The 22,063-nt window shown below is 39.7% G+C and carries 20 protein-coding genes and 3 pseudogenes; 4 read left to right on the top strand and 19 right to left on the bottom strand.

The window, feature by feature from the left end; translation table 11 throughout:
* Positions 1 to 3 precede the first annotated feature (3 nt).
* The 11 genes and pseudogenes from ccdA2 to glmU all read right to left on the bottom strand — a co-directional run bounded on the left by ccdA2 (position 4) and on the right by glmU (position 10,018).
* Positions 4 to 711 carry a thiol-disulfide oxidoreductase-associated membrane protein CcdA2 gene (gene ccdA2, locus HT708_RS05150; protein WP_014017248.1) on the bottom strand — a complete coding sequence of 236 codons (708 nt, stop codon included), beginning with the start codon at positions 709 to 711 and terminating at the stop codon, positions 4 to 6.
* Positions 712 to 941: 230 nt separating this feature from the next.
* On the bottom strand, positions 942 to 1,358 hold the full coding sequence (locus tag HT708_RS05155) for a transmembrane domain-containing protein (protein WP_025170644.1): 417 nt from the start codon (positions 1,356 to 1,358) through the stop codon (positions 942 to 944).
* Positions 1,359 to 1,385: 27 nt separating this feature from the next.
* Positions 1,386 to 1,583: pseudogene (locus tag HT708_RS05160) on the bottom strand (hypothetical protein); the annotation flags it as partial.
* Positions 1,584 to 3,303: 1,720 nt separating this feature from the next.
* On the bottom strand, positions 3,304 to 3,594 hold the full coding sequence (locus tag HT708_RS05165; RefSeq protein ID WP_007284790.1) for a YSIRK-type signal peptide-containing protein: 291 nt from the start codon (positions 3,592 to 3,594) through the stop codon (positions 3,304 to 3,306).
* Between the two features lie 429 nt (positions 3,595 to 4,023).
* Positions 4,024 to 5,787: a glycerophosphodiester phosphodiesterase gene (locus HT708_RS05170; RefSeq protein WP_166731887.1), complete on the bottom strand. Its 1,764-nt coding sequence runs from the start codon at positions 5,785 to 5,787 to the stop codon at positions 4,024 to 4,026.
* 8 nt (positions 5,788 to 5,795) lie between these two features.
* Complete coding sequence (locus tag HT708_RS05175; protein WP_000440254.1) at positions 5,796 to 6,386, bottom strand: 3'-5' exonuclease; 591 nt, start codon at positions 6,384 to 6,386, stop codon at positions 5,796 to 5,798.
* A gap of 97 nt (positions 6,387 to 6,483) precedes the next feature.
* A complete protein-coding gene (gene rocS, locus HT708_RS05180) occupies positions 6,484 to 6,975 on the bottom strand; it encodes a chromosome segregation protein RocS (protein WP_000021242.1) in 492 nt (163 codons plus the stop codon).
* A gap of 76 nt (positions 6,976 to 7,051) precedes the next feature.
* Positions 7,052 to 7,744 carry a 5'-methylthioadenosine/adenosylhomocysteine nucleosidase gene (locus HT708_RS05185; protein ID WP_172926072.1) on the bottom strand — a complete coding sequence of 231 codons (693 nt, stop codon included), beginning with the start codon at positions 7,742 to 7,744 and terminating at the stop codon, positions 7,052 to 7,054.
* A gap of 16 nt (positions 7,745 to 7,760) precedes the next feature.
* Positions 7,761 to 8,072: a cell wall synthase accessory phosphoprotein MacP gene (gene macP, locus HT708_RS05190; RefSeq protein ID WP_000517861.1), complete on the bottom strand. Its 312-nt coding sequence runs from the start codon at positions 8,070 to 8,072 to the stop codon at positions 7,761 to 7,763.
* 11 nt (positions 8,073 to 8,083) lie between these two features.
* On the bottom strand, positions 8,084 to 8,629 hold the full coding sequence (locus HT708_RS05195) for an NUDIX hydrolase (protein ID WP_172926073.1): 546 nt from the start codon (positions 8,627 to 8,629) through the stop codon (positions 8,084 to 8,086).
* A 9-nt stretch (positions 8,630 to 8,638) separates the two neighbouring features.
* Positions 8,639 to 10,018 carry a bifunctional UDP-N-acetylglucosamine diphosphorylase/glucosamine-1-phosphate N-acetyltransferase GlmU gene (glmU, locus tag HT708_RS05200; RefSeq protein ID WP_172926074.1) on the bottom strand — a complete coding sequence of 460 codons (1,380 nt, stop codon included), beginning with the start codon at positions 10,016 to 10,018 and terminating at the stop codon, positions 8,639 to 8,641.
* Between the two features lie 143 nt (positions 10,019 to 10,161).
* Between glmU and HT708_RS05205 the strand changes: the two genes are divergently transcribed.
* The 4 genes from HT708_RS05205 (at position 10,162) to HT708_RS05220 (ending at position 13,001) form a co-directional block, all read left to right on the top strand.
* On the top strand, positions 10,162 to 10,962 hold the full coding sequence (locus tag HT708_RS05205; RefSeq protein ID WP_001231222.1) for a glycoside hydrolase family 25 protein: 801 nt from the start codon (positions 10,162 to 10,164) through the stop codon (positions 10,960 to 10,962).
* Between the two features lie 94 nt (positions 10,963 to 11,056).
* Positions 11,057 to 11,899, top strand: a complete 843-nt coding sequence (locus tag HT708_RS05210; protein WP_000954122.1) for a DUF368 domain-containing protein — start codon at positions 11,057 to 11,059, stop codon at positions 11,897 to 11,899.
* A complete protein-coding gene (locus HT708_RS05215) occupies positions 11,899 to 12,381 on the top strand; it encodes an aminoacyl-tRNA deacylase (RefSeq protein ID WP_023938144.1) in 483 nt (160 codons plus the stop codon). Before HT708_RS05210 ends, HT708_RS05215 begins: the two co-directional genes overlap by 1 nt.
* A complete protein-coding gene (locus tag HT708_RS05220; protein WP_023932732.1) occupies positions 12,381 to 13,001 on the top strand; it encodes a histidine phosphatase family protein in 621 nt (206 codons plus the stop codon). Before HT708_RS05215 ends, HT708_RS05220 begins: the two co-directional genes overlap by 1 nt.
* A 343-nt stretch (positions 13,002 to 13,344) precedes the next feature.
* Here HT708_RS05220 and HT708_RS05225 read toward each other — a convergent pair.
* From HT708_RS05225 to rnr, 8 genes and pseudogenes are all read right to left on the bottom strand, one after another.
* A pseudogene (locus HT708_RS05225) lies at positions 13,345 to 13,440 on the bottom strand (IS630 family transposase); the annotation flags it as partial.
* A gap of 306 nt (positions 13,441 to 13,746) precedes the next feature.
* The gene (gene prsA / locus HT708_RS05230; protein ID WP_000727950.1) at positions 13,747 to 14,688 is read right to left on the bottom strand and encodes a peptidylprolyl isomerase PrsA; all 942 of its coding nucleotides are present in this window, start codon (positions 14,686 to 14,688) and stop codon (positions 13,747 to 13,749) included.
* A 66-nt stretch (positions 14,689 to 14,754) separates the two neighbouring features.
* Positions 14,755 to 15,468: an O-methyltransferase gene (locus HT708_RS05235; protein ID WP_007285038.1), complete on the bottom strand. Its 714-nt coding sequence runs from the start codon at positions 15,466 to 15,468 to the stop codon at positions 14,755 to 14,757.
* A 1-nt stretch (position 15,469) separates the two neighbouring features.
* The gene (gene pepF / locus HT708_RS05240) at positions 15,470 to 17,272 is read right to left on the bottom strand and encodes an oligoendopeptidase F (protein WP_000244148.1); all 1,803 of its coding nucleotides are present in this window, start codon (positions 17,270 to 17,272) and stop codon (positions 15,470 to 15,472) included.
* Positions 17,273 to 17,290: 18 nt separating this feature from the next.
* A complete protein-coding gene (locus HT708_RS05245) occupies positions 17,291 to 18,244 on the bottom strand; it encodes a competence protein CoiA family protein (RefSeq protein WP_000495916.1) in 954 nt (317 codons plus the stop codon).
* Positions 18,245 to 18,316: 72 nt separating this feature from the next.
* Positions 18,317 to 19,125 (bottom strand): annotated as a pseudogene (gene tehB / locus HT708_RS05250) (SAM-dependent methyltransferase TehB).
* Positions 19,126 to 19,191: 66 nt separating this feature from the next.
* Positions 19,192 to 19,659 (bottom strand): SsrA-binding protein SmpB, encoded by a 468-nt coding sequence (smpB, locus tag HT708_RS05255; protein WP_001051744.1) that lies wholly within the window; start codon positions 19,657 to 19,659, stop codon positions 19,192 to 19,194.
* Positions 19,622 to 21,976, bottom strand: a complete 2,355-nt coding sequence (gene rnr, locus HT708_RS05260) for a ribonuclease R (RefSeq protein ID WP_055356930.1) — start codon at positions 21,974 to 21,976, stop codon at positions 19,622 to 19,624. Before rnr ends, smpB begins: the two co-directional genes overlap by 38 nt.
* Positions 21,977 to 22,063 lie beyond the last annotated feature (87 nt).

The raw sequence follows: 22,063 nt of genomic DNA on the forward strand, positions 1-22,063 counted from the left end.
CCTTTATTCAAAAATTCCAGCTAGAACATTTACTTGTCCTAATAGTAACAAAATTCCCATTAAAATAATGAGGAAACCACCAATTTTCTTCATTAGCATCATATGACGTTTGATTTTACTAAAATAAGGCATGACTAGACCTGAAGCTAGAGCCAAGACCAAGAAAGGAAGAGCCATCCCCAGAGTGTAAATAAGAGTATAGATAGCACCTTGCCAAGCTCCATTGCCTCCAGAAGCCGCAAGCGCTAAAACAGAACTTAAAACTGGACCAATACAAGGCGTCCAACCAAAGCTAAAGGTAATACCGAGTAAAAAGGCTGACCAATAACGATTGGCTTCTGATTTCTTAAAAGTAAAGCTTTTTTGAACCTCTAATTTCTTAAAATGAAAAATTTCCATCTGGTGAAGTCCCAAAATGATAATAATTGTTCCCATAACATATCGAAACCAATTTGCATAGAGAATATGACCAAAGTAACCAGCACCAAAGCCTAGAATAAAGAAAATGAGTGAAATACCTGCGATAAAGCAAAGTGTTCGAATCAAGCCTGACCAGAGAACCTTTCTCCCAAATAAAGAAAAGCTTTTTGCGCTTTCCTGATCATCCAATAAAATCCCAGCATAGACTGGCAGAAGAGGAAAAATACAGGGAGAAAAGAAGGACAAGACCCCTGCTAAAAAAACGGAAATTGAAAATACTATCGTTTCCAATAAAGAACCAACTTTCTTAAGATTTCTAATCCTATTTTACTATATTCAATTTCATTTGTATGCTTTCTGCTACGCAAAATCGTATCGGGCACTACTGGACCAATCTTTTCTTTTGCTAGTCAAGGCGGATCTTATCCCCCAAAATAGCCAAAAAGCAACGACAAGGGTTACTCGTCGCTGCTTTTGTGAACGAAAATGTCTTTTAGATCTGACATTTCATAAATCAAGTTTTACTTGAGTTTGGCAAGGATTACTTTAAGCTCCTCTACTAGTTTAGCTTCTGTCTCTGCTGAGCCATTTTCCTCTTTCACGAAATCAAGGGTTTCTTGGAGAAGGTTTTGGGCTTTAGCAAGGACTTTTTTATCTACTTTTTCTGCATCTAGCTGTCCAAGAACTTTTGTCAATTCCGTGCTTAATTGCTGGATTTCTGACTCTTTCTTACGGCGAACCAACCAGAAGGCAATCACACCTAGAAGGGCGAGTAGACCGACTACAATCACTCCTGCTGGAACTGAGTTTGTTTCAGTCATCTTATCTGAATCCTTACTATCTTCCGTTCCTTGTTTGGCATCTTTCTTGTCCTGTGCAGGCTTGCTGTCGCTAGCATTTGCTTTCACATCTTTGAGAGAGTCCAAGGCAGCCTTCACAGACTCTACTGCAGTACGTAGACCTTGCTCTGTCAAGGCACTATCTTCCAGAGCTTTTTGAGCATCTAGGAGGACCGCCTTGGCTGCATCGATTTTCGGATTAGATACTGTTGCCAAAGCTTTCAAGCGTTGGTCTAACTCTTGAGTCAAGGCACGAAGTTCAGACTTGTCAACTTGCTCTTGAGCTGGAGCTTGCGTGCTCGTTGAGCTAACTGAAGGACTTGCTGCCGCTCTAGGTGCTTGAGTCGGAGCTGGAGCAGGACTTGCAGGTTGACCCGAAGCAGTTGGTTGAGACGGTTGTGGAGCTGGCTCAGATGGAGCTGTTGGAGTCTCAGTAGCTCCTTGGTCTGGCTGAGTAGGAGTAGATGGTTGCGATGTTACGTTATACGAATCGGGAATTGGATAATATCGTTTTGATGGCAAGCTGACTGGTGTTGAAGAAGCACTAACTTCACTATTACCATGTTTAGCTGTCGCACTTACTTGAGTTCCTGCACTAGCCGCATTATGGGAAATTGTAACAACACCACTTACTCCATCAATGCTGACACCTGATTTTGTTGGTGTTAGGCTCCAGCTTGACCCTGATTTCGTAGCTACAACTTTGTCGCTTCCAATGCTAATTTCTACATGGTCTGCATTCGCACTTGGTGTTACCGTTACATTGGCATTCGCTTCGCTAGAGGCAACTGTTGGTTTTTCAGGTGTTGCTTCTTTAGCTACTGGTGCTGTCGCTCTTCTTTCATCACTAAACCAGGAACCACGTTCTCGTGGATTACCATCGTTTACGTTATTATTTACTTCGATAACAGTGAGTGCTCTAAATTTATCTGTTCCTATCTTATTAACTCCAGACTTATAATCAGACTGGGTAATAGTAATTTGGCGTGCAGAACCATCCCCATCATTATTAGGAGATATATCTTTAGAGGCAAGTATATTATAACCTTCCGGATAAGCTAATCCATCCGTACTCCCTCCATAATTAGAAATATCCGAACCTCCGGTTACCAAATATACTTTCATCTTTGCGCCATTAGGTAATTTAGGAACATAAGGAATTGTCACATCAATATTAGGTTTTTCATTAGCTTTACCTGCTAAGCTCGGGACACTTGCATCTGTACTATCATTTGGTGTATTAATAGTCGGCTTCTGAAAAGGGAGATAGTATCCAAATTGTGTCGTCTGACTACCGCTTGAAGTAGTTACTGTTACATTCAATAAATACTGACCCCTGCGCGGAGTAATTCCGTCGAAAGTCAAAGATGCTTCACTCCCATTGACAGAAGATTCGACCTTTAACCCCATGTTTTCATGACCAGTTACAGATATGCTAGTAATTTTCTCATGATTTGATTTAGCACTAATTTTCAAAATATTACCAAATACTCTATCTCCACCTGGTACTACTAGTATATTAGAAACTTCTATTTGTTTACGTACTGCATTCCATCTCCCAATTGTTAATCCTGCTATATTCCGTCTTTTTCTTACATGAACTCCTCTTTCCTCAGAATTTTCCTCACTATCATTTTTTGACATCATCACTTGATTACCATCTAGTAACTTGTGAGCTTTTTCGACAAGTTCTCCAGAAATCTTTCCGTCGTCTGAAAGTCCTAACTTTTCGTTGATAGTATCTGCTAAGTTTTTAAAAGCTGCTGCCGACTCAGGATTGGATTCTTTCAATCTTTTAGATGCATCTATCAATTTATCATATAACTGATCCCCATCTTCTTCTTGAGATTGATCTATCTTATCTTCTCTATTAGCTTCTTCTTTGATAATTGAGGATTTTTCTTCCAACTCTGGTTGTACTTCTTTTTTATCTTTTTCTACCTCGGACACAGTAGATAATTCACCAGATACAGGTTTAACTACACCATCAACTTTTTCATCACCTTTATTCTCTACTGTTGACTTAGCTTTTCCTTCACTATCTTTAGATGAAGTTCCTGGCTCTTTTTTTCTCTGTCTCTTGAGTGTTTGGTTTAGCTCCTTCTTGTTCTACGTTAAGATTTTGATTGCTTGTATCTGATGGCGGTAAGACAGATGGATTCCCAGTGTTGCCATTTCCATCCTGACTGACCACTTCTGTATTTACTTCCGCCGCCTGGACTTCTGTCGCTGGATTAGCTATAAAAAAGACAGACCCTAGCAAGACTGAGACTGCTCCAATTGAAAACTTGCGTATAGAAAAGCGTTGACGCTCATTCATTTTAAACTGTTTCATAGTTTTTCCTTTCTTTCTACCCTGTCTTTGCTCCTCTAGCCATGTTCATGCAGGCATCAACTCGCAATAAAAACAGGAAAACATGACCTTTTTTCATCTTAAACAAATGACAAAAAGGCCCATTGTCTACTAATACTTCATTATATCAACTTAGTTCCCTTCCTTCAACCTCACTTTGTTTTAGAAAATCGATGATTATATATATATATATATTTCTTATTTTAAAGGATTTAGAGGCTCCTTATTTGTAAATTTAGTATATTTTTCGTTATTTTCAGAAATTTTAAATTTATATGACATTCAAAAGAAGCTGTTCGTCTTGCTATCTATCGCCAGCAAGAACTATCCTAGACTCAGCAAATAAAAAAACAGGCTCTCCGAAAAATACTTACCTATCACGGAAGGAATAGTTGTTCCTCTTTTTTATTACTAAAATTCAAAGAATTCCAGAGCTTTTTTCAAGAGCAAATCCGTATATTCTGGATCTTCTTGGGCTACTTCTATTTCCCACTGAACTTTTTCCAAATCATCTGTAATCACTCCATCTACTCCTAAGTGAAGCGATTTATTGATAGCTTCTGAATCATTGACAGTCCAGACATAAAGTTTCTGATCCGTTGTCCATAGTTTGCTTACAAAATATTCATCCAAGGTCGAGTACTCCATAGTATATCCTGTCGCCCTTGTTTTAGGAAAGACAGAATTGTAGGGTATGATAAAATAAACTGGCAGTTCGGCATCATACTGTCTTACTTTTTCGACAACATGGTAGTCTAAAGACTGGATTTGATGTCCATAAATCTTGAGCTTTGCAGCATAACGGGCTAAAAAACGGTCCATCATGTCTGGACTATCTTTTTTACTTGTTTTAATTTCAATTAGTAATTTTTGACCAAGCTCGTTGGCTCGACTGAGATAATCTTCAAAGCTTGAAATTTTAGTCTGGTAGCCATTTTCAAAAATATCAATCCCTTTAAGCTCCTCCAAGTTTAAGTCTTGAGGACTTTTATTGATACCTGCTAGATTTTTCAAGTTAGCATCATGCATCATGACAAACTGCCCATCTTTTGTTTCCTGCACGTCCGTCTCCACCAAGTCTGGTTTGAGTTGTGCTGTAGTTTCCAAGGATTCTACTGTATTTTGAATCCCATTTGCATTGGAAACCCCTCGGTGAGAAATAAGCTGAGGTAGATGAACCATGGGAGCCTCCAGATAAATATAACCTTCTAAGGCAAAGAAAAGACTGGCACAAGTCATGACTCCCCATCGCATGATGTGATCTTTTTCTCTCCGAGGAAGCATATCCAGCTCCTTTCCTGTCAAAAATGAAACAAATTTAACCAAAAAATAAGTCAGAGCCATATAATAGAGATTTTTAATCACGACAAAATTCAAAATACCAAGAATCAGAGACTCTCTCTGAGTGATATCATCTACCAAAGTTTGAGCCAATAATAAAGGAATCAAAGGAAGATAAAATAATAAATGTGCTTTGAGCAAGATGTAAAATAAATTCCAAGCATAAAAAGTAACTCTCTTCTTGGTTTTCTCCAAGCTAAACATCACTGCTTCTCGAACAGTCAGCTGATCATATACAATCTTCGGAAGGGCAAACATCAATCTGACAGAGACATAGAGAAAGATAAGAGATAGAAGTAGGATGCTCAGCCACCACATCCAATATTTATCTTCTAAATAAGCTTGGATAAACTCTGGAATGACGATTTTATTAAGATAATAAATCTTCAGCATTTTCCGTATAAAAGGAAAAAGCATAGCTATATAGAAAAAGATAAACAAGGCTTTAGCGCAAGTTAGCTTTTTCATAAATCCAAAACTTTCATGGAAAACCTTGCGGATATACTCAATTAGCCTTCGCTTTTCATTATAGAGGAGATGACGAGCACCAATAAAGAGGAGTCCTATTTGAAAATAAGCAACCAGAAGGTTAATTACAATCAAGGCTAAAAAAGCTAGACTAATCAATGGAGAATGAGTAAGGATGGCTAAGACATTGTTATAGGAAATAAAAAGATAACCTGTCTGATCTAATAAGAAGCTAGCCAACCATGAATTGAATGGTACCCACAAATACTCCACTATCATAAAAATCAAGAAAAAGAGAAAGAGGATTTTATCAAGATTGAGGTAAATCTGTTTAAGACCCAATTTTTTAGGTTTTTCAGGTTTCATAGGCACTCCTAGTCAAATAATTGAGACAAGTCCAAGCCACCAAAAGGATTGTTTGATAAGCTACTTTCTGTCTCTAACAATTCCCTAGCTTGATCCGACTCTAAGAAGGATTCGTAAACACGCGCCGTCATCCGAGCATCCTCTAAACTATTATGAGACTGACCTTGAAATCCAAGAAATGAGGCAACAGTTTGCAATTTGAGATTGGCAATACCATGTAAATCTGAACTCCGACGTTCAAAAGCTTCATCATACAAATCCACCTTGTACTGTTGGCTATAGTCTAAACCATGCTCTGCTAAAATAGGTAAATCACTTTTAGCAGCATTGTAGCCTATCATCAGCAAAGAACCCACAAACTCTTGGAATTCTTCTAAGACTTTCTCAACTGGAGGAGCATCTTTTAAGGTCTCAGCTGTAATCCCGGTCAAACCATTGATAAAGCTTTTTAGAGGGACACTGGTATGAACATAGGAATCATAAGCATCGATTTCCCGACCATCTCTAAAACGCACTGCCGATACTTGAATCAAGTGTGTTTGTCCTTCGTGCTGATTAAATTCTAAATCAAAAGCAATGTAATCTTCTAATCGTTCCATTCTGTACCTCTCCTCTACTGTCTCTATTCTAATCAACTATACTATTCACAAACAAAAGAAGCCATCAAGTTAGCATGTAACCTAAACAGCTCCTTGATTATCCTCCAAATAAACGAGCAAAAAAGCCTTTCTTAGTGGATTGGACTTCTTCTTTTGCTTGGTCCAGCTCTAGCTTAAGATTTTCTTGATCCTTCATGGCTTGAAGGGTCAATTGTTGCTGCTGATCGAGTTGTTTGTCTTTCTCAGCAATCTGACGGTCTTTGATACGCATCTGCTCGTCTTTTTCTGATAACTGACGATCCTTGGCTTTTAATTGTTCATAAAGACGGAGAATTTCTGCATTCTTCTCATCAACCAGAATCTCCATCAGTTCACGTTGCTTGACATCTTCACTGACAGGCTCATCTTCAAAAATCGTTTTTTTATAGATTTCTTCTAGCTTAATCAAGCCACTTCTGGTAACGACTGTTACCCCTTTGTCATTTTTATCTGTGTCTTCTTCTGGTAATTCTTTGACACGGTTATTGATTGCTTGGCGAGATAATCCTAAGACCTCTGCAATCTCACTGACGGTCATTTCAATACTCATAATATCCTCTGAAACGTTTTCTAGCTTTTCTTTACTTAAATCTTATCATAAGCTAGAAAAACTGTCAAATTTTCGCTTAATTTAAGGCCTTCAAAAAGGCTAGTAAGACTTGGGCAGAGCGACGTCCAGCTTCGATAATAAACTCATCAAAAGAGATGTTTGCTTCATGGTTGGCATTGTCACTCATAGCTCGAATGACTAAAACTGGAAGATTAAGAGCATGCGCTGCCTGAGCAATAGCTGCTCCTTCCATCTCAACAGCTAAAACATCTGGGAAATGGGACTTAATCGCTTCTATCTTATCATTTCCTGCGACAAAACTATCTCCTGTAGCAATCAAACCAAGATGCCATTTTTGGTCCAATTGAGATAAACTCTCTTGAATTTTGGCAACAAAGGTTTTATCTGATTCGAAATAAAGCGGTTGTTGCGCCATTTGTCCATAAGCATAACCAAAAGCTGTGACATCCACATCATGATAGGCTAATTTGTCAGAAATCACGACATCCCCAACAGCAATCCCTTCTGCTACTGCCCCAGCTGATCCCGTATTGATAAGAGCATCCACTTGGAAATGATCAGCCAAAATCGCCACACTCATAGCAGACATAACCTTACCAATTCCACTTTCTACAAGAACGACTTCATGCGAAGCAATGGTTCCTGTATGATAGGTATTGCCTAAAACAACTTGCTCCTGGGCATTGTCTAAATGCTGGACCAGATACGCCAGTTCTTCTGGCATAGCCGCAATAATTCCTATTTTCATTTCATTTCCTTTTCTATTACAAAAGTTTCATTGCTAAGACAAGCAAAATCAAGAGAAAGATGACTGCAAATAAGATTTTATTCAGTTTAGAATTGAAGACATTTCTCTTGGTATTTTCAATGCGACGGCTTTTATGAATAGACGGTTCGACCTGAATCTTCAAGGTTTCTTGGCTAAAACCATGATCCTTAGGATTGGCATAACCAAAACGTGAAGAAGAGGTTGGTAAAATCTTGGTCTCCTCATCATCTAGCAAAGGGGGACCTGAAATTTTTTCGCCTCTATTAGCTCTTTCAATCATTTCATCCGTTAATAAAGGTTTACCCATACTGACCTCCTCTATTTTTTCTGCAATTCCCAATACTGAACAGCCATAATGGTCTTGGCATCACAAATATGACCTGATTGGATCAATTCCTTAGCTTCTTCTAAGCTCACTTCAAGGACTTCCAAGGTCTCATCGTCATCCTGCGGACGCGGATTTTCCACCTTTTTCAAATCGCTTGCTAAATATAGTTTTAACTTTTCATTACAAAAGCCAATGGCTGAATAAAAATCGTACAAGAGTTCTAATTTTCCTGTATAAGCTGTTTCTTCCTCTAATTCACGCAGAGCTGCTGCGACAGGGTCTGTATTTTCTCCTACTTCCAACTTTCCGGCTGGAATTTCGTAAGAGACAGCCTCGATGGCTTTGCGGTACTGCTTGACCAAGATGAGTTTTTGTTCATCCGTTACTGCTAAAACACAGACAGCTCCATTGTGGAAAATCAAATCCCGTTGGGCAGTTCCCTTGCCTTCTGGTAATTCAACCTGATCTTGAACCAGTTTAAAAATTGGGCCTTGATAGATTTCTTTTCGGCTAAGCGTTTTTTCTTCAAATTCCATGATAAGCTCCTACTGATTCTTAGGATGGTGAGGAAGACGTGTTGCATATTCGTCTTTATTGACCTGACGACCGCGACCAATCGCAATCGCATCTGCTGGCACGTCTTTAGTAATAGTTGAACCAGCTCCAACGAGGGAATTGTCACCTAACTCAACTGGCGCAATAATGGTTGAATTCGAACCAACAAAGACATTGTTGCCAATGACTGTCTTGTATTTGTTTTTGCCGTCATAGTTGACTGTAATGGTTCCTGCACCAAAATTAACCTTGCTACCCACTTCACAGTTTCCGATATAAGTCAAATGACCAGCCTTGCTATTCTCACCGATTGAAGACCCTTTCACCTCAACAAAGTTACCAATATGAACTTGGGCACCTAGAATTGAACCTGGACGAATGTGGGCATAAGGTCCGACAGTCACGCCGTCAGCAACACTGCTTTCCTCAATCATAGAATTGGTAATAATCGCTCTTGCTCCGATAGTGCTATCCACTACATAAGTACCATTTGTCAAAACAGTCTCAGCACCAATTTTCGTTTGCCCTTTCAAGGTAACATTGGCTTCAATTTGAACTTCAGGAGCAATCTCAACATCAATATCAATATAAGTTGCTTCTGGATTGACAAAGCTAACACCATTGACCATGTGTTTATGATTGATGCGACGACGCATGACTGACTCAGCTGTCGCAAGAGCCACGCGGTCATTTACCCCAAGACTCTCATCAAAATCTTTCAAAGTATAAGCGCCAACTTTTTCACCAGCTTCACGGAAAATGCCAATGACATCTGTAATATAGTATTCGCCTTGAGCGTTATTGGTATTGATATTTTTCAAAGCCTCAAACAAACGCTCGTTGTCAAAGACGTAAGTTCCAGTGTTGATTTCCTTGATTTGTTTTTCAAAATCTGTGGCATCCTTTTGTTCAACAATCCGAAGAACCTCAGCATTGTCATTACGAACAATTCGCCCATAGCCAAAAGGATTATCCGTTTCAGCAGTCAAGATAGTAGCCACATTTTTATGATTGATGTGGAAATCAATCAAGTTTTTCAAGCTTTCACCTGTGATTAAAGGAGTATCTCCTGCGATGACCAAGGTGTGACCTGACAAACCTTCTAAGATTGACTCTGTCATCATAACCGCATGACCAGTACCCAACTGTTCAGATTGAGTCACAAATTCTGTCTGTCTAGCCAAAACCTCCTCAACCAATTCTGCCTTATGTCCGACAACTGTTACTGTCTTTTCAGGTTGGATAGCTCCCACACTACGGAAAACATGTTCCAACATAGAAATACCCGCAACCTTGTGCAACACTTTTGGCAAATCAGATTTCATGCGAGTCCCTTTACCCGCTGCTAAAATAATGGCAAAATTTGACATAATCTTCTCTTTTCTGTAGAAATTCCCTTTTATTATACCATATTTCAAATCATTCCGCGCCCTTGAATGAAAAAATGCTCCAAAGTCCTTCCTTAACCCATTTTTTTTGATTTTTTTTGATTTTTAGGGTAAAATTATGGGATATGAGAAAACAAATTCATCCACTTATTTTATTTAGTTTTTTTGGGATTATGATGTTCATTTTAATCATCAATCGCCCTCTTAATGACAACCAATCGTTTAAAACAAAATCCAATATAGCACAGATTGAAGCACAGGCTTTGAAACACTTAGACAAACCGATTATTGACCTCTCTGGCTGGCAGCGTCCTGAGGAAATCAACTACGATGCCCTCTCACAAAATATTTCAGGTGCTATTGTTCGTGTTCACAGTGGTGCTCAAACGACAAAAGAAAATGATGCTTCATTTATCAATGGAATAGACAAGGCCTATAAGAGTCATATCACTGAACTTCAAAAGCGGAATGTCCCAGTTGCTGTCTACGCTTATGTAGCTGGAAAAAGTGTCCAAGAAATGGAAAAGGCTGCCGAAGTTTTCTACAATGCTGCCTCTCCTTACAGCCCTAGTTACTATTGGCTTGACGTGGAAGACAAAACCATGTCTAATATGAACGAAGGTGTCGAAAACTTTCGAGCAAAACTAGCATCACTAGGTGCTAAAAACATCGGCATCTACGTTGGTGTCTACTTCATGGAAGAACACAGTATTGATACAGGCAAGTTTACCTCTGTTTGGATTCCGTCCTACGGCTCAGACTCAGGATTTTTGGAGAGCAGTCCTAAAACTGATTTAGATTATGATATTCACCAATACACATCTAAAGGAAAAATTGCCGGCTTTGACCACGATTTAGATATCAACGTTATCTCTCCCTTAAAAAATAAAGAAGAAACCTTTCGAAAGCTTTTTTTAAAACCTTAAAAGCATTTGTTTATCATTTGCTTTTTCTTTTTGTGTCTGATTGTGATACAATATAGTAAGGATTTTTTGAAATAGAAATAGTTGGAGGAACTATATGCTCTCATGGTTAGCACGCGTTATTAAAGGGATTGTAATTGCTCTTGGATTTATCCTACCGGGAATTTCCGGAGGGGTTCTAGCAGCAATCTTAGGAATCTATGAACGAATGATTGGCTTTCTGGCCCATCCCTTTAAAGACCTTAAAGAAAATGTTTTGTACTTTATTCCAGTTGCCATCGGTATGCTTCTGGGAATCGGCTTATTTTCCTACCCGATTGAATACCTGCTTGAAAATTATCAGGTCTTTGTATTATGGAGCTTTGCGGGAGCTATTATCGGTACAGTTCCTAGCCTCCTCAAAGAATCAACTCGAGAATCTGACCGAGACAAGATTGATTTAGCTTGGTTATGGACAACCTTTATCATTTCTGGATTAGGACTCTATGCCTTAAATTTTGTCGTTGGAACCTTAAGCGCCAGCTTTCTTAACTTCGTCCTAGCAGGCGCACTATTGGCCCTTGGCGTCTTGGTTCCTGGCCTCAGCCCATCAAATTTACTTTTGATTTTGGGACTCTATGCTCCTATGTTGACTGGTTTTAAAACTTTTGATCTCTTGGGAACCTTCTTTCCGATTGGAATTGGTGCAGGTGCAACTCTCATCGTTTTTTCAAAATTGATGGATTATGCCTTAAACAACTACCACTCACGCGTCTATCATTTCATCATCGGTATCGTCCTATCAAGTACCCTTTTGATCTTAATTCCAAATGCAGGAAACGCTGAAAGTATCCAATACACTGGCCTTTCTCTTGTTGGGTATGTCATCATCGCCTTCTTCTTTGCGCTGGGAATCTGGCTTGGTATTTGGATGAGCCAATTGGAGGATAAGTATAAATAATGGCAAAAAAAGTAAAAATCAAAAAAACATTGGTGGAACAAATCCTGTCGAAAGCAGGCATCCCACATCAGGGGATTCAAATCAATGCCCTGGAAGGAGAGCTGCCTCAAGGTTATGAACGAGATCAGATTTTCAAAACCTTGGCTCTTTTAGGAGACAAGACAGGACCGATTATTGGAATTGTCCCTATCACTCAACACCTGTCGGAAAAGAAACTAGCCAAAATTTCTGGCAATAAAAAAGTGAACATGATTCCACAAAAGGACTTGGAAAAAACAACAGGTTATATTCATGGAGCCAATAATCCTGTTGGTATTCGTCAAAAACATAATTACCCCATTTTTATCGATAAAATCGCTCTCGACTTGAATCAAATGATTGTTTCTGCTGGGGAAGTTGGTCATAGCATTATCGTCGCGCCACAAGACTTGGCTAGCTTTGTAAAGGCTGACTTTGTAGATATTTTGGAGGACAGCAAGTAATGAAACTCTACTTTGTCCGCCACGGTCGTACGGTCTGGAACCAAGAAGGTCGTTTTCAAGGTGCTAGCGGTGATTCTCCTCTTCTTCCTGAATCCATTGAAACCCTAAAACGACTTGGCCAATATCTCAAGGAAATTCCTTTTGATCAGATTTATTCAAGTGATTTACCTCGAGCTGTCAAATCTGCCGAGATTATCCAAAGTCAACTCAAGACACCCTGTCCTTTAGAAAGTGTTCCGAATCTCCGTGAATGGCAGCTAGGTAAATTAGAAGGTTTGAAAATTGCAACCTTGGAAGCTATTTACCCGCAACAAATCCAGGCTTTCCGTACTAATCTTGCTCAATTTGACACTCAAATGTTTGGAGCCGAATCCCTCTATAGCACCACGCAACGGACAATCCAATTTATCAAATCATTAAAAGATAGTCCAGCTGAGCGTATTCTGATTGTCGGGCATGGCGCTAATCTTACTGCCAGTATTCGTACTCTTCTAGGTTATAAAGAACCACTTCTTCGTAAAGATGGCGGTCTAGCAAATGCCAGCCTGACCATTCTAGAAACCCATGATTTTGAAACATTCACTCTTGATACTTGGAATGATACTTCTTATCAATCATAATTATAGCCTAGTCTTCTGGAGATATAGTCAGTTGAAACAAAAATAAGACAAAAGAGACTCGTAAAAAGGTATTGCAACTTGCCAATACCTTTTTGATATGAACACATGTCTTCTCAATAGAATTGTAGAGCAAAATGAAATATGAACTGAATAAATTGATTTGAGAATTTAAATCAATTTATAAGAATGTTTTAGAAGCAGTGATGTACTAGTTCAGATTCACTTTTCTATACTAATACTCTTCGAAAATCTCTTCAAACCGCGTCAACGTCGCCTTGCCGTACTCAAGTACAACCTGCGACTAGTTTCCTAGTTTGCTCTTTGATTTTCATTGAGTATAAGATGAGTAGGGAGGAAGAGGTAAAAGTTTATGCCCAAACTCTTCACATAAGAACTCTAGCTTACCCATTCTATGGAATCTTGCATTATCCATTAAAACTTCCAACTCATACTCTTCTAAAATCTATTCAAACCACGTCAGCTTCACATTATATATGTTGGTGACCTCATAAGACTTATCTGCAACCTCAAAGCTGTTCTTTGAGCAGCCTACAGCTAGCTTCCTAGTTTAATCTTTGCTTTTCACTGAGTATTAAGTTAAAAAATGGGGCTAGTCAAAAAGTCTTTAAAATCAAAAAACGCATAATATCAGGTATTGAAAACCTTGTACTATGCGTTTTATTGTGGGAAGATTTACTTCATTTTTTCCTGAAGTCGAGTTTTTTCCCTGACTTATTGATTTGGACTATTCGTTTGATGTACTACTGCTTGAGCTTGAATCTCCACCACCGATATATTGGGTAAAGATATTTTGGAAGGCTTGGTCCTTAACCTTGATATTGACTGCTTGCAATTCTTTTCCGATAATGCTTTGAACAAATGTTGAATCATTTTGTTTTTGAGTCAAGATAACAGTTTTTAATTTTTCTTTGTAGTCATCAATATTAGATGATTTTTCTGTTTTCTTAATGAGTTTTACAATGTAATATTGGCTACTGTAGGCTTGTGTGCCAGTTGCTGTAATCACATCAGAAACGCCGTTTACATCTAAAGCGAAAGCGGCTTTCTTGACTTGCTCAGGTACTTCCGTTGAAGCAGAATCAAAGGTAATTTCTCCACCATTTTCTTTTGTTTTTTCATCAGTTGAGTTATCTTTGGCTAATTGAGCAAAATCAGCACCTTCTGCCTTGGCTTTTTCGAGAACTTCTTTGGCCTTGTCTTCATTGTCCAAACGGATGATTTGAGCCGTTACATCTGGAGTGTATTCGTCAAAGGCCTTCTTGTAAGCATCATCTGTCAATTCAGCTTCTGCTGCCTTCTTAACTGCCAACTCAACTAATTTACTTGTACGAATTTGAGCTTTACGTGTTTCAAGAGTCATACCTGCTTGTGACAAGACACGTTGGTAGTTTTCACCATATTGTTTTTCTTCTTCGGCAATAGTATCATCAACCTCTTTATCATCAAGCTCTGAGCCATATTGTTTTTCAAAAACTTTTTGGATGGTCATATTTAACAAGACTTGTTGGGCTGAAGGGTTGCTTTTCACTTGCTCATAAAATTGATGTTCTGTGATGACATCCCCTTTCATGCTGATAAGGTCTGCCCCTTCTGAACCTTTCGAACAAGCTGCTAAAGTTGCTACTGATAATAGTGTAATGGCACCTGCCAATAGTTTTTTCTTCATGTCTACTCCTTTGAGATAAGTGTTACTCTATCTATTTTACTATATTTTCTTAAATTTTTCTGAAAATCATTCGCTGTCAGGCAATTGAACATCTGCTACATTTTTACGAAGCATGAGAATGCCGTCCCCCAGAGGTACTAATGTTGCGGTGAGTCCTGGATTGTCTAAGGTTGCATCAAATAGTCTTTGAAGTCCTCGATAAATGGTTCGCTGGCCACGACGAACTTCCATAATGTCCTTGGCAACATCACCACCTTGAAAAATATCATCCAAGACAACCACACCTCCAACTTCCAAATGTTTGAGGATTTCTGGCAGAAAGACGATGTATTTAGACTTGGCAGAATCCATAAAGACGAAATCATAAGACTCTGTCAGTGTAGATAAGACGTCTACCGCATCTCCCTCTAGGAGAGTGATTTGCTTGCGACTGTCAAACTGGGCAAAATTTTCCTTGGCAAAACCAATCATTTCTGGATTACGGTCAATGGTTGTAATCTTAGCATTTGGCGCATGCTCTGCCATCAAGAGAGCTGAAAAACCGATAGCCGTCCCAATTTCCAGAATGTTTTTAGGTTGCATGGTTTCCATGAGAAACCTGAAATAAACAACCGTTTCATGGGGAATAATGGGAATATTTTCCTTGCGGGCAAAGTCTTCCAATTCTTTCAAGGAACCTGTGACTTGCTTTTGACGCTGACGCATCAAGTCTACAATTTCTTCCTTGACGACAGGGCGACGCATGTTATGGTTGGCATTTTTACTATACGATTCAACCATCTTACGCCAATCCCAATTTTTCAACAAGGGCTTCAAACTCATTCAAACGACGTTCAAAGACTGCAAAGGCATCGTTGAGATAGTCTTCCTTCTCCATATCAACGCCAGCTTTTCTCATGACATTAAGTGGATAGTCAGATTTACCTGCCTTGAGGTAGTCGATATAGCGGTCACGGTCTTCTTGACTACCATGGACAATTTTTTCAGCCAAGGCTGAGGCCGCCGCAAAGCCTGTTGAATATTGGTATACATAGTAGTTATAGTAGAAGTGTGGAATCCGAGCCCACTCGTATTGGATTTCCGGATTGTCTTCCTTACTCAAACCATAATACTCTTGGTTCAAGTCAGCATAGAGTTTATTTAAGAAATCGCTTGTCAAGACTTCACCATTTTGATCCGCTTGGTGAATCGCGTGTTCAAACTCAGCAAATTGAGTTTGGCGGAAAACTGTCCCACGGAAACCGTCTAGGAAGTTATTGAGAATAGCAAAGCGCGTTGCATCGTCTTCCACTTCTTCCAATAATTTCTCCGTCAAGATATTTTCATTGGTCGTTGAGGCAATCTCAGCCAAGAAGATCGAATAATCTCCGTAAACATAAGGTTGCGTTTCACGAGTATAGCTTGAATGCATACTGTGACCTGTTTCATGAACAAGAGTAAAGAGATTGTCCAGATTGTCCTGCCAGTTAAGAAGCATAAAGGCATTGGTATCGTAAGAACCACCAGAATAGGCACCTGAACGCTTTCCTTGGTTTTCGTAAACATCAATCCAACGCTCGCTGAAGGCACGTTTAACACGGCTCAAGTAATCCTCACCCAAGACTGCCAAGGCATCTTCTGCTTTTCTCAAGGCTTCTTGGTAGGTAAAACTATATTCAACAGATGAAAGTGGTGTGTAGACATCGTACATCTTGAGATCTGAAATTCCCAAGATTTTTGAACGAAGTTCAAGGTAACGATGCAAGAGTGGCAAATGCTTGCGAACTGCTGCTACCAAATTGTCATAAACATTTTCTGGAACAAAATTAGCCGCTAGGGCTGCATGACGAGCGCTCTTGTAGTTGCGAACTTTAGCACGATAGTTTTGCACCTTAACATTGGTTTGCAAGGTTTTAGCATAGGTGTGTTGGAATTGTTCGTAAGTCGCATAAAGGGCTTGATAGGCCCCACGGCGAATCTCACGATTTTTAGACTCCATCAAACGTGTGTAGGTCCCATGAGATAGCTGAACTTCCTTACCATCATCGTCGAGGACATAAGGGAACACAATATCCGCATTGTCCAAAATAGCGAAGGTTTCGCTTGCTGAACCAAAGATTTCTCCAGCTCCAGCTAATAATTCTTCTTCGCGTTGTGAAAGAACATGATCCTTTCCTTGCAAAAGCTTGTCAAAATAGTGTTGATAAACCTGCAATTTTGGTTGAGACTCTAAAAAGTCAGCATACTGCTTTTCACTAATTTCCATAAATTCAGGATCATAGAATGAAAAGGCTTGGTCTAGCTGACTATAGAGTGTCATTGCTTTGGCATAGTACTCTTGATACTTAGCTTCACGTGTATCCTGATCATTCTTCATATGAGCATAAACGTAAAGCTTCTCCATCTGGCGTTCCATTTCAAGAGAAAATTCAGTAATTTCGAGTAGGCTATCCGCACTATCCAAGAGATGGCCTTCATACTGGGCTACTGTCTCCAGCTGTTCTGTTAAATCTTTTAAGGCTTCTTCCCAAGCCTGGTCAGTTGGGTAGATCGTTGATAGATCCCATGTATCTTTTTCATTTATTTCGTTTCTTTGTAATACCATTAGATTCCTCCATCCTTTCTATTCTACCATATTTTTCAAGAAATATTGCTGATAAAAGGCTGGTGGATAAAGCTTTTGCCAATCATTTTGAGGATTTTCTTGGTAATAGATTTGAAAATACTGATAATAGCTGGTCAAATCCTTCTCAATTTGGCAAAAATCACCTACTAGTGGTCGAATTTGTGGATACCATTCTTTCAGCCCATAAGTCAGGACATTTTCTCCCTTTTGATAGGCTTCTGCTTGTTCTTTCATCCAAATGGGATTTTGATAGTACAGTTGTTGCCGGATATAACAACAGATGTCCTTATCCTCAGAAACTGTAAAATGAGATATTTTTTGTTTCTTATAGGGAAAACGTAATATCTCCAGTAGACTACCTTGACCACAGGGAAATTCCTTGATTTGATAATGGAGTTTACCTCGAAGATCCTGGTGTATGAGATATTTAAGCCTTAAAATCTGCTTTCCCTTGTCTACTTCCCAAACATAAAAGCCCATGTTTTGACTAAAATAGAGAAAACCTTGTTGCAGACGAGTCAAACGCTCCTTGAGCCAAAGTTTTTCTCCCAGTAGCCACAGTACTTGGTAACCCTGGCTACGATAACCCTCACTGCGCTCTTTAAGAACTTTTTGTGGCAAGGGACTACATTGAACCTCTAAAGCTAGATTGCCATTTACAAACACATCCGCAATCTGTTTAAGTTCTGGAAGCAGGTATTCTAATTGAACCTCTGAATCTTTTTTCAACCAGTGATAAAGTGATTCCTTATTGGCCAGATGTTCTGAACTTTCATTTTCAGAGGAATAATCACAGTCTTTTAAGGATTTATGGGCAAAATGGGTCCGTACACTTGGTCCTTGACGCAAACGAAGCTGACCTCCACAAGCTGGGCAGGTGTATGCTTGCTTCTCAAGCTTATCCTCTAACACATTTACCAATTTTCCCCTAGCATCTCTCGCAACAAACATGATTTCCCTCCTTTTCTATATTATTCGTAAAAAAGAAAAAAGATCAGGAAAATTCCTAATCTTCATTCATTTTTATTTGATTTTCTTGGCTAGCATGGTCGCAAAGCGTAGTTGAATACGATTGCCATTTTCATCGCGACGGTGCAAATGGCCTGGATTTTCATTGTACTTAACCAATTCCCAATCCTTGTAATAGTCTGCCAATTCCCCTTCTTTAAAGGTGAATGGGAAGTTCACTGAGCAAGGATAATCCTCCGTGTCCATAGCACAAACGATAAGATTATAGCCACCAACACTGGTTTTATCCTGCATATTTTGAATAATAGCTGGAATGCAGTCTGCTTGTAGAAACATGAGAACAACAGTTGATACGATAAAATCATATTCTTGCCCAATGCTAGCTGAATTGATATCGTAAAGACCAACAGTCATGTCCAGATCTTCTTGCTCCACAATACTTTGCAAGATTTCAAGGGTCAGGTCATTTTGATCTACAGCCGTCACATCAAAACCTTGCTGGGCTAGAAAAAGAGAATTGCGCCCCTGACCACAACCCAAATCCAAAGCTTTCCCTGGTTTTACTGTCTGCATGGCCTCTAGAACCTCTGAATGAAAAGGATTGGTATTGTATTTCTTAGGGAAATAATCCTCAGGTTTACAATAAAATTCCAAGTACCATTCCACATCATCTGTGGCAGCTTCCACTCGGTGCCAGACTTGTGGTTGTGCCATGGGATTATCTGCCCCTGCTTCAAAGAGGTGTTCAGCTAGAACTTCCCCTTCTTCTGTCAATTCAATAAACTTGAGAGCTCCCTTCAGGACAGTAATTTTCCCCAAGTCCCAACTTTTGTATTGTGCTTTTGCTGAACAGCTTCAGGCATGGTTTCTTTAGTCTACAAAGGCATGCGTTTATAGGCAACTAATTTTTCCATTTTCAATTCCTCTTTTTATCGCTGATTAACAGCTTTCATCACGCGCGCGATGTCGCGGTTTTGCTCACGACGTTTGATAGACTCTCTCTTATCGTAGTCATGCTTCCCTTTAGCTAAACCTAAAAGAAGCTTGGCATAACCGTCTTTGATATAGACTTTAAGAGGAACCAGGGTCATTCCTGTCCCTTTAGTCTCTTGTTCCAACTTTTGGATTTGCTTTTTATGGAGCAGGAGTTTACGACGACGTTCTGGTTCTTGGTTCCAGATATTGCCCTCTTCGTAAGGAGCGATATGGACATTGCTCAACCAGACCTCTCCATTTTTTACTTGGGCAAAGCCATCCTTGAGATTGATTCGAGCAGCTCGTACACTCTTGATTTCAGTTCCAGTCAGAACCATCCCTGCCTCTAGCGTATCTATGATTGTATAGTCGTGGCGCGCCTTTTTATTTTGTGCGACGACCTTTCCCTCGCCCTTTGCCATGCTTGGCTCCTTTCTTAGCTACTTCCTTGTAAAAAGGTTTCTTTCCTTTTTTCTTCTTGTCTTTTTGTGAATGCTTGCGCTTATCATTTGAGCGTCCTGATTTTCTCTTATCTTCCTTCTTATCTGAACGACGATTTGAACCACGCCCTCTGTCACTACGATTAGACTGTTTTAAGCCTTTTTCAATCACATCAAACTCACTTGGGATGTAAGAGAAGTCAATTTCACCCGTCATCTTGTCGGCTCTTTCAACTCGGATACGGATTTGCTGACCTACACGGAAAGTTGTTCCTGATTTCTCCCCACGAAGAGTCAAATCACGCTCATTGAAATGATAAAATTCAGGTAGATTTGTGATGTGAATCAAGCCTTCAACTGTGTTTGGCAATTCAACAAAGAGACCAAACTTGACAATGCTGGACACAACCGCATCGTACTCTTCGCCCACGTATTCTTCCATATACTCAGCCTTTTTCATGGCTTCGACTTCACGCTCAGCCTCAATGGCACGACGTTCACGGTTGGAAGACTGGGTCGCAATCTCTGGAATCACTTGCTCAAAATGCTCTGCTATTTCCTTAGAACGGCCGTAATCACGAATCATACGGTGAACAAGAAGGTCTGGATAACGACGAATCGGACTAGTAAAGTGAGTATAATAGTCAGCCGCAAGTCCATAATGCCCGTGATTATACTCCGAATAACGAGCCTGCTGCATGGAGCGAAGAAGCATCATGGACAATACATCTGCATAAGGTTCCCCCTCAACTGCTCGCATAATATCTTGAAGTGCCTCTTGACTCATTTCACTAGCAGTCCCATAGATTCGAATACCGAAACTCGAAGCATAATCAATAAACTTCTGAACCTTTTCAGCCTTAGGCTCCTCGTGAATTCGATAGATAAAAGGTAGGTCCAGCTTGCTGAAATGCTCGGCAACTGTTTCATTGGCCATCAACATAAAAGACTCAATCATCCGCTCGGCAACACCACGCTGACGAAGAACGATATCAACAGGCTTACCTTGTTTATCCACTAAAATCTTGGCTTCATTGGTATCGAAATTGAGGGCTCCACGTTTCACACGCATGTTTTCTAGCCTTTCGTGAAGTTTGGCCATAAGTTCGATACTAGGAACAATTTTCTGATACTCTTGTCTCTTTTCCTCGTCGCTTGCTAGGATATCATTGACATCGCTATAGGTCATCCGATAGCTTGTCTTGATAACCGTTTGTGTGATGGTGTAGTTGACTACACGACCATGTTTATCAATCTCCATAATAGCAGACTGGGTCAGACGGTCAACTTGGGGATTGAGAGAACAGATGCCATTTGATAGTCGTTCTGGAAGCATTGGAACCACACGGTCAGTCACATAGACAGAAGTTGCGCGGTTAAGAGCTTCCTTATCAAGGGCAGACCCCTCGGTCACATAGTAGGAAACATCTGCGATGTGAACACCAAGCTCCAGATTTCCATTTTTCAAGGCCTTGATATGCACCGCATCGTCCAAGTCCTTGGCGTCAGCACCATCGATGGTAAAGATAATCTCATCTCTTAGATCCAGACGACCTTCCGTATCCTTTTTAGACGGAGCATCAGGCACACTTTCTGCTTCCTTGACAACAGCTTCTGGAAACTCGGATACAATGTCCATTGATTCCAAGACCTCAAGAACATCAATTCCGACATCTGTTGAGTGTCCCACCACATCGAGAACACTCGCGACAAAGAAATCATGTTTCTTGCTTGGGTATTTATCGATAAAGACCTTGAGAACTTCTGTTCCCTCCAGTTTAAGGGCTGGTTTCTTAACATAGATGAGTTGGCTGATTTTCTGATTTTTCGAACGGATATAGCCTGCATACTTAGGTTTTTCCTGATCCAGAACGATTTGACCTACAACAGTTGTCAAACTGTGTTCTAAGATATCAATAATTTTTGCTTCTGCTGCTGTTCCCTTATTGCGGTCAGCGACTTTCTTAATCACTACCTCAACGGTATCACCATCAATAGCATAGTTGACATCGTTTTTTCCTACAAAAAGGTCGTCCTCCTCGCCTTCCAGACTAACAAAGCCAAAGCCATTTTTATGGGCATGAAAAATCCCCTTGAGGGTAATCTCATGTTTTTTCTTAATTTCTAATGTCAGACTACCATCTTCTTCAAAGCGTATCTGATGCTTTCTTTCCATTAGGGACAAGGTTTTAATCAACTCACGAAAATCCTTGGAACTATCTTTTCCCAAAGCCTGAGCCAAATCATTAACAGTCACCTTTCCCTTATCTTGTAAATATTCTTTTATTCTATCTTTCATATTTTCTTTCTAGATTTTTTAATTTTCTTTTACTGTAAAACCTTCTCAAACATCCTTTCATACTCAATAAAAATCAAAGAGCAAACT

The organism is Streptococcus sp. 3613, assembly GCF_013277375.1.
Lineage (GTDB): Bacteria > Bacillota > Bacilli > Lactobacillales > Streptococcaceae > Streptococcus > Streptococcus pseudopneumoniae.

Bases quoted from the DNA above. Each gene is read 5' to 3' on its own strand.
- HT708_RS05165 (WP_007284790.1), bottom strand. From the start codon at position 3,594: ATGAAACAGTTTAAAATGAATGAGCGTCAACGCTTTTCTATACGCAAG.
- HT708_RS05170 (WP_166731887.1), bottom strand. From the start codon at position 5,787: ATGAAACCTGAAAAACCTAAAAAATTGGGTCTTAAACAGATTTACCTC.
- HT708_RS05175 (WP_000440254.1), bottom strand. From the start codon at position 6,386: ATGGAACGATTAGAAGATTACATTGCTTTTGATTTAGAATTTAATCAG.
- rocS (WP_000021242.1), bottom strand. From the start codon at position 6,975: ATGAGTATTGAAATGACCGTCAGTGAGATTGCAGAGGTCTTAGGATTA.
- HT708_RS05185 (WP_172926072.1), bottom strand. From the start codon at position 7,744: ATGAAAATAGGAATTATTGCGGCTATGCCAGAAGAACTGGCGTATCTG.
- macP (WP_000517861.1), bottom strand. From the start codon at position 8,072: ATGGGTAAACCTTTATTAACGGATGAAATGATTGAAAGAGCTAATAGA.
- HT708_RS05195 (WP_172926073.1), bottom strand. From the start codon at position 8,629: ATGGAATTTGAAGAAAAAACGCTTAGCCGAAAAGAAATCTATCAAGGC.
- glmU (WP_172926074.1), bottom strand. From the start codon at position 10,018: ATGTCAAATTTTGCCATTATTTTAGCAGCGGGTAAAGGGACTCGCATG.
- HT708_RS05205 (WP_001231222.1), top strand. From the start codon at position 10,162: ATGAGAAAACAAATTCATCCACTTATTTTATTTAGTTTTTTTGGGATT.
- HT708_RS05210 (WP_000954122.1), top strand. From the start codon at position 11,057: ATGCTCTCATGGTTAGCACGCGTTATTAAAGGGATTGTAATTGCTCTT.
- HT708_RS05215 (WP_023938144.1), top strand. From the start codon at position 11,899: ATGGCAAAAAAAGTAAAAATCAAAAAAACATTGGTGGAACAAATCCTG.
- HT708_RS05220 (WP_023932732.1), top strand. From the start codon at position 12,381: ATGAAACTCTACTTTGTCCGCCACGGTCGTACGGTCTGGAACCAAGAA.
- prsA (WP_000727950.1), bottom strand. From the start codon at position 14,688: ATGAAGAAAAAACTATTGGCAGGTGCCATTACACTATTATCAGTAGCA.
- HT708_RS05235 (WP_007285038.1), bottom strand. From the start codon at position 15,468: ATGGTTGAATCGTATAGTAAAAATGCCAACCATAACATGCGTCGCCCT.
- pepF (WP_000244148.1), bottom strand. From the start codon at position 17,272: ATGGTATTACAAAGAAACGAAATAAATGAAAAAGATACATGGGATCTA.
- HT708_RS05245 (WP_000495916.1), bottom strand. From the start codon at position 18,244: ATGTTTGTTGCGAGAGATGCTAGGGGAAAATTGGTAAATGTGTTAGAG.
- smpB (WP_001051744.1), bottom strand. From the start codon at position 19,659: ATGGCAAAGGGCGAGGGAAAGGTCGTCGCACAAAATAAAAAGGCGCGC.
- rnr (WP_055356930.1), bottom strand. From the start codon at position 21,976: ATGAAAGATAGAATAAAAGAATATTTACAAGATAAGGGAAAGGTGACT.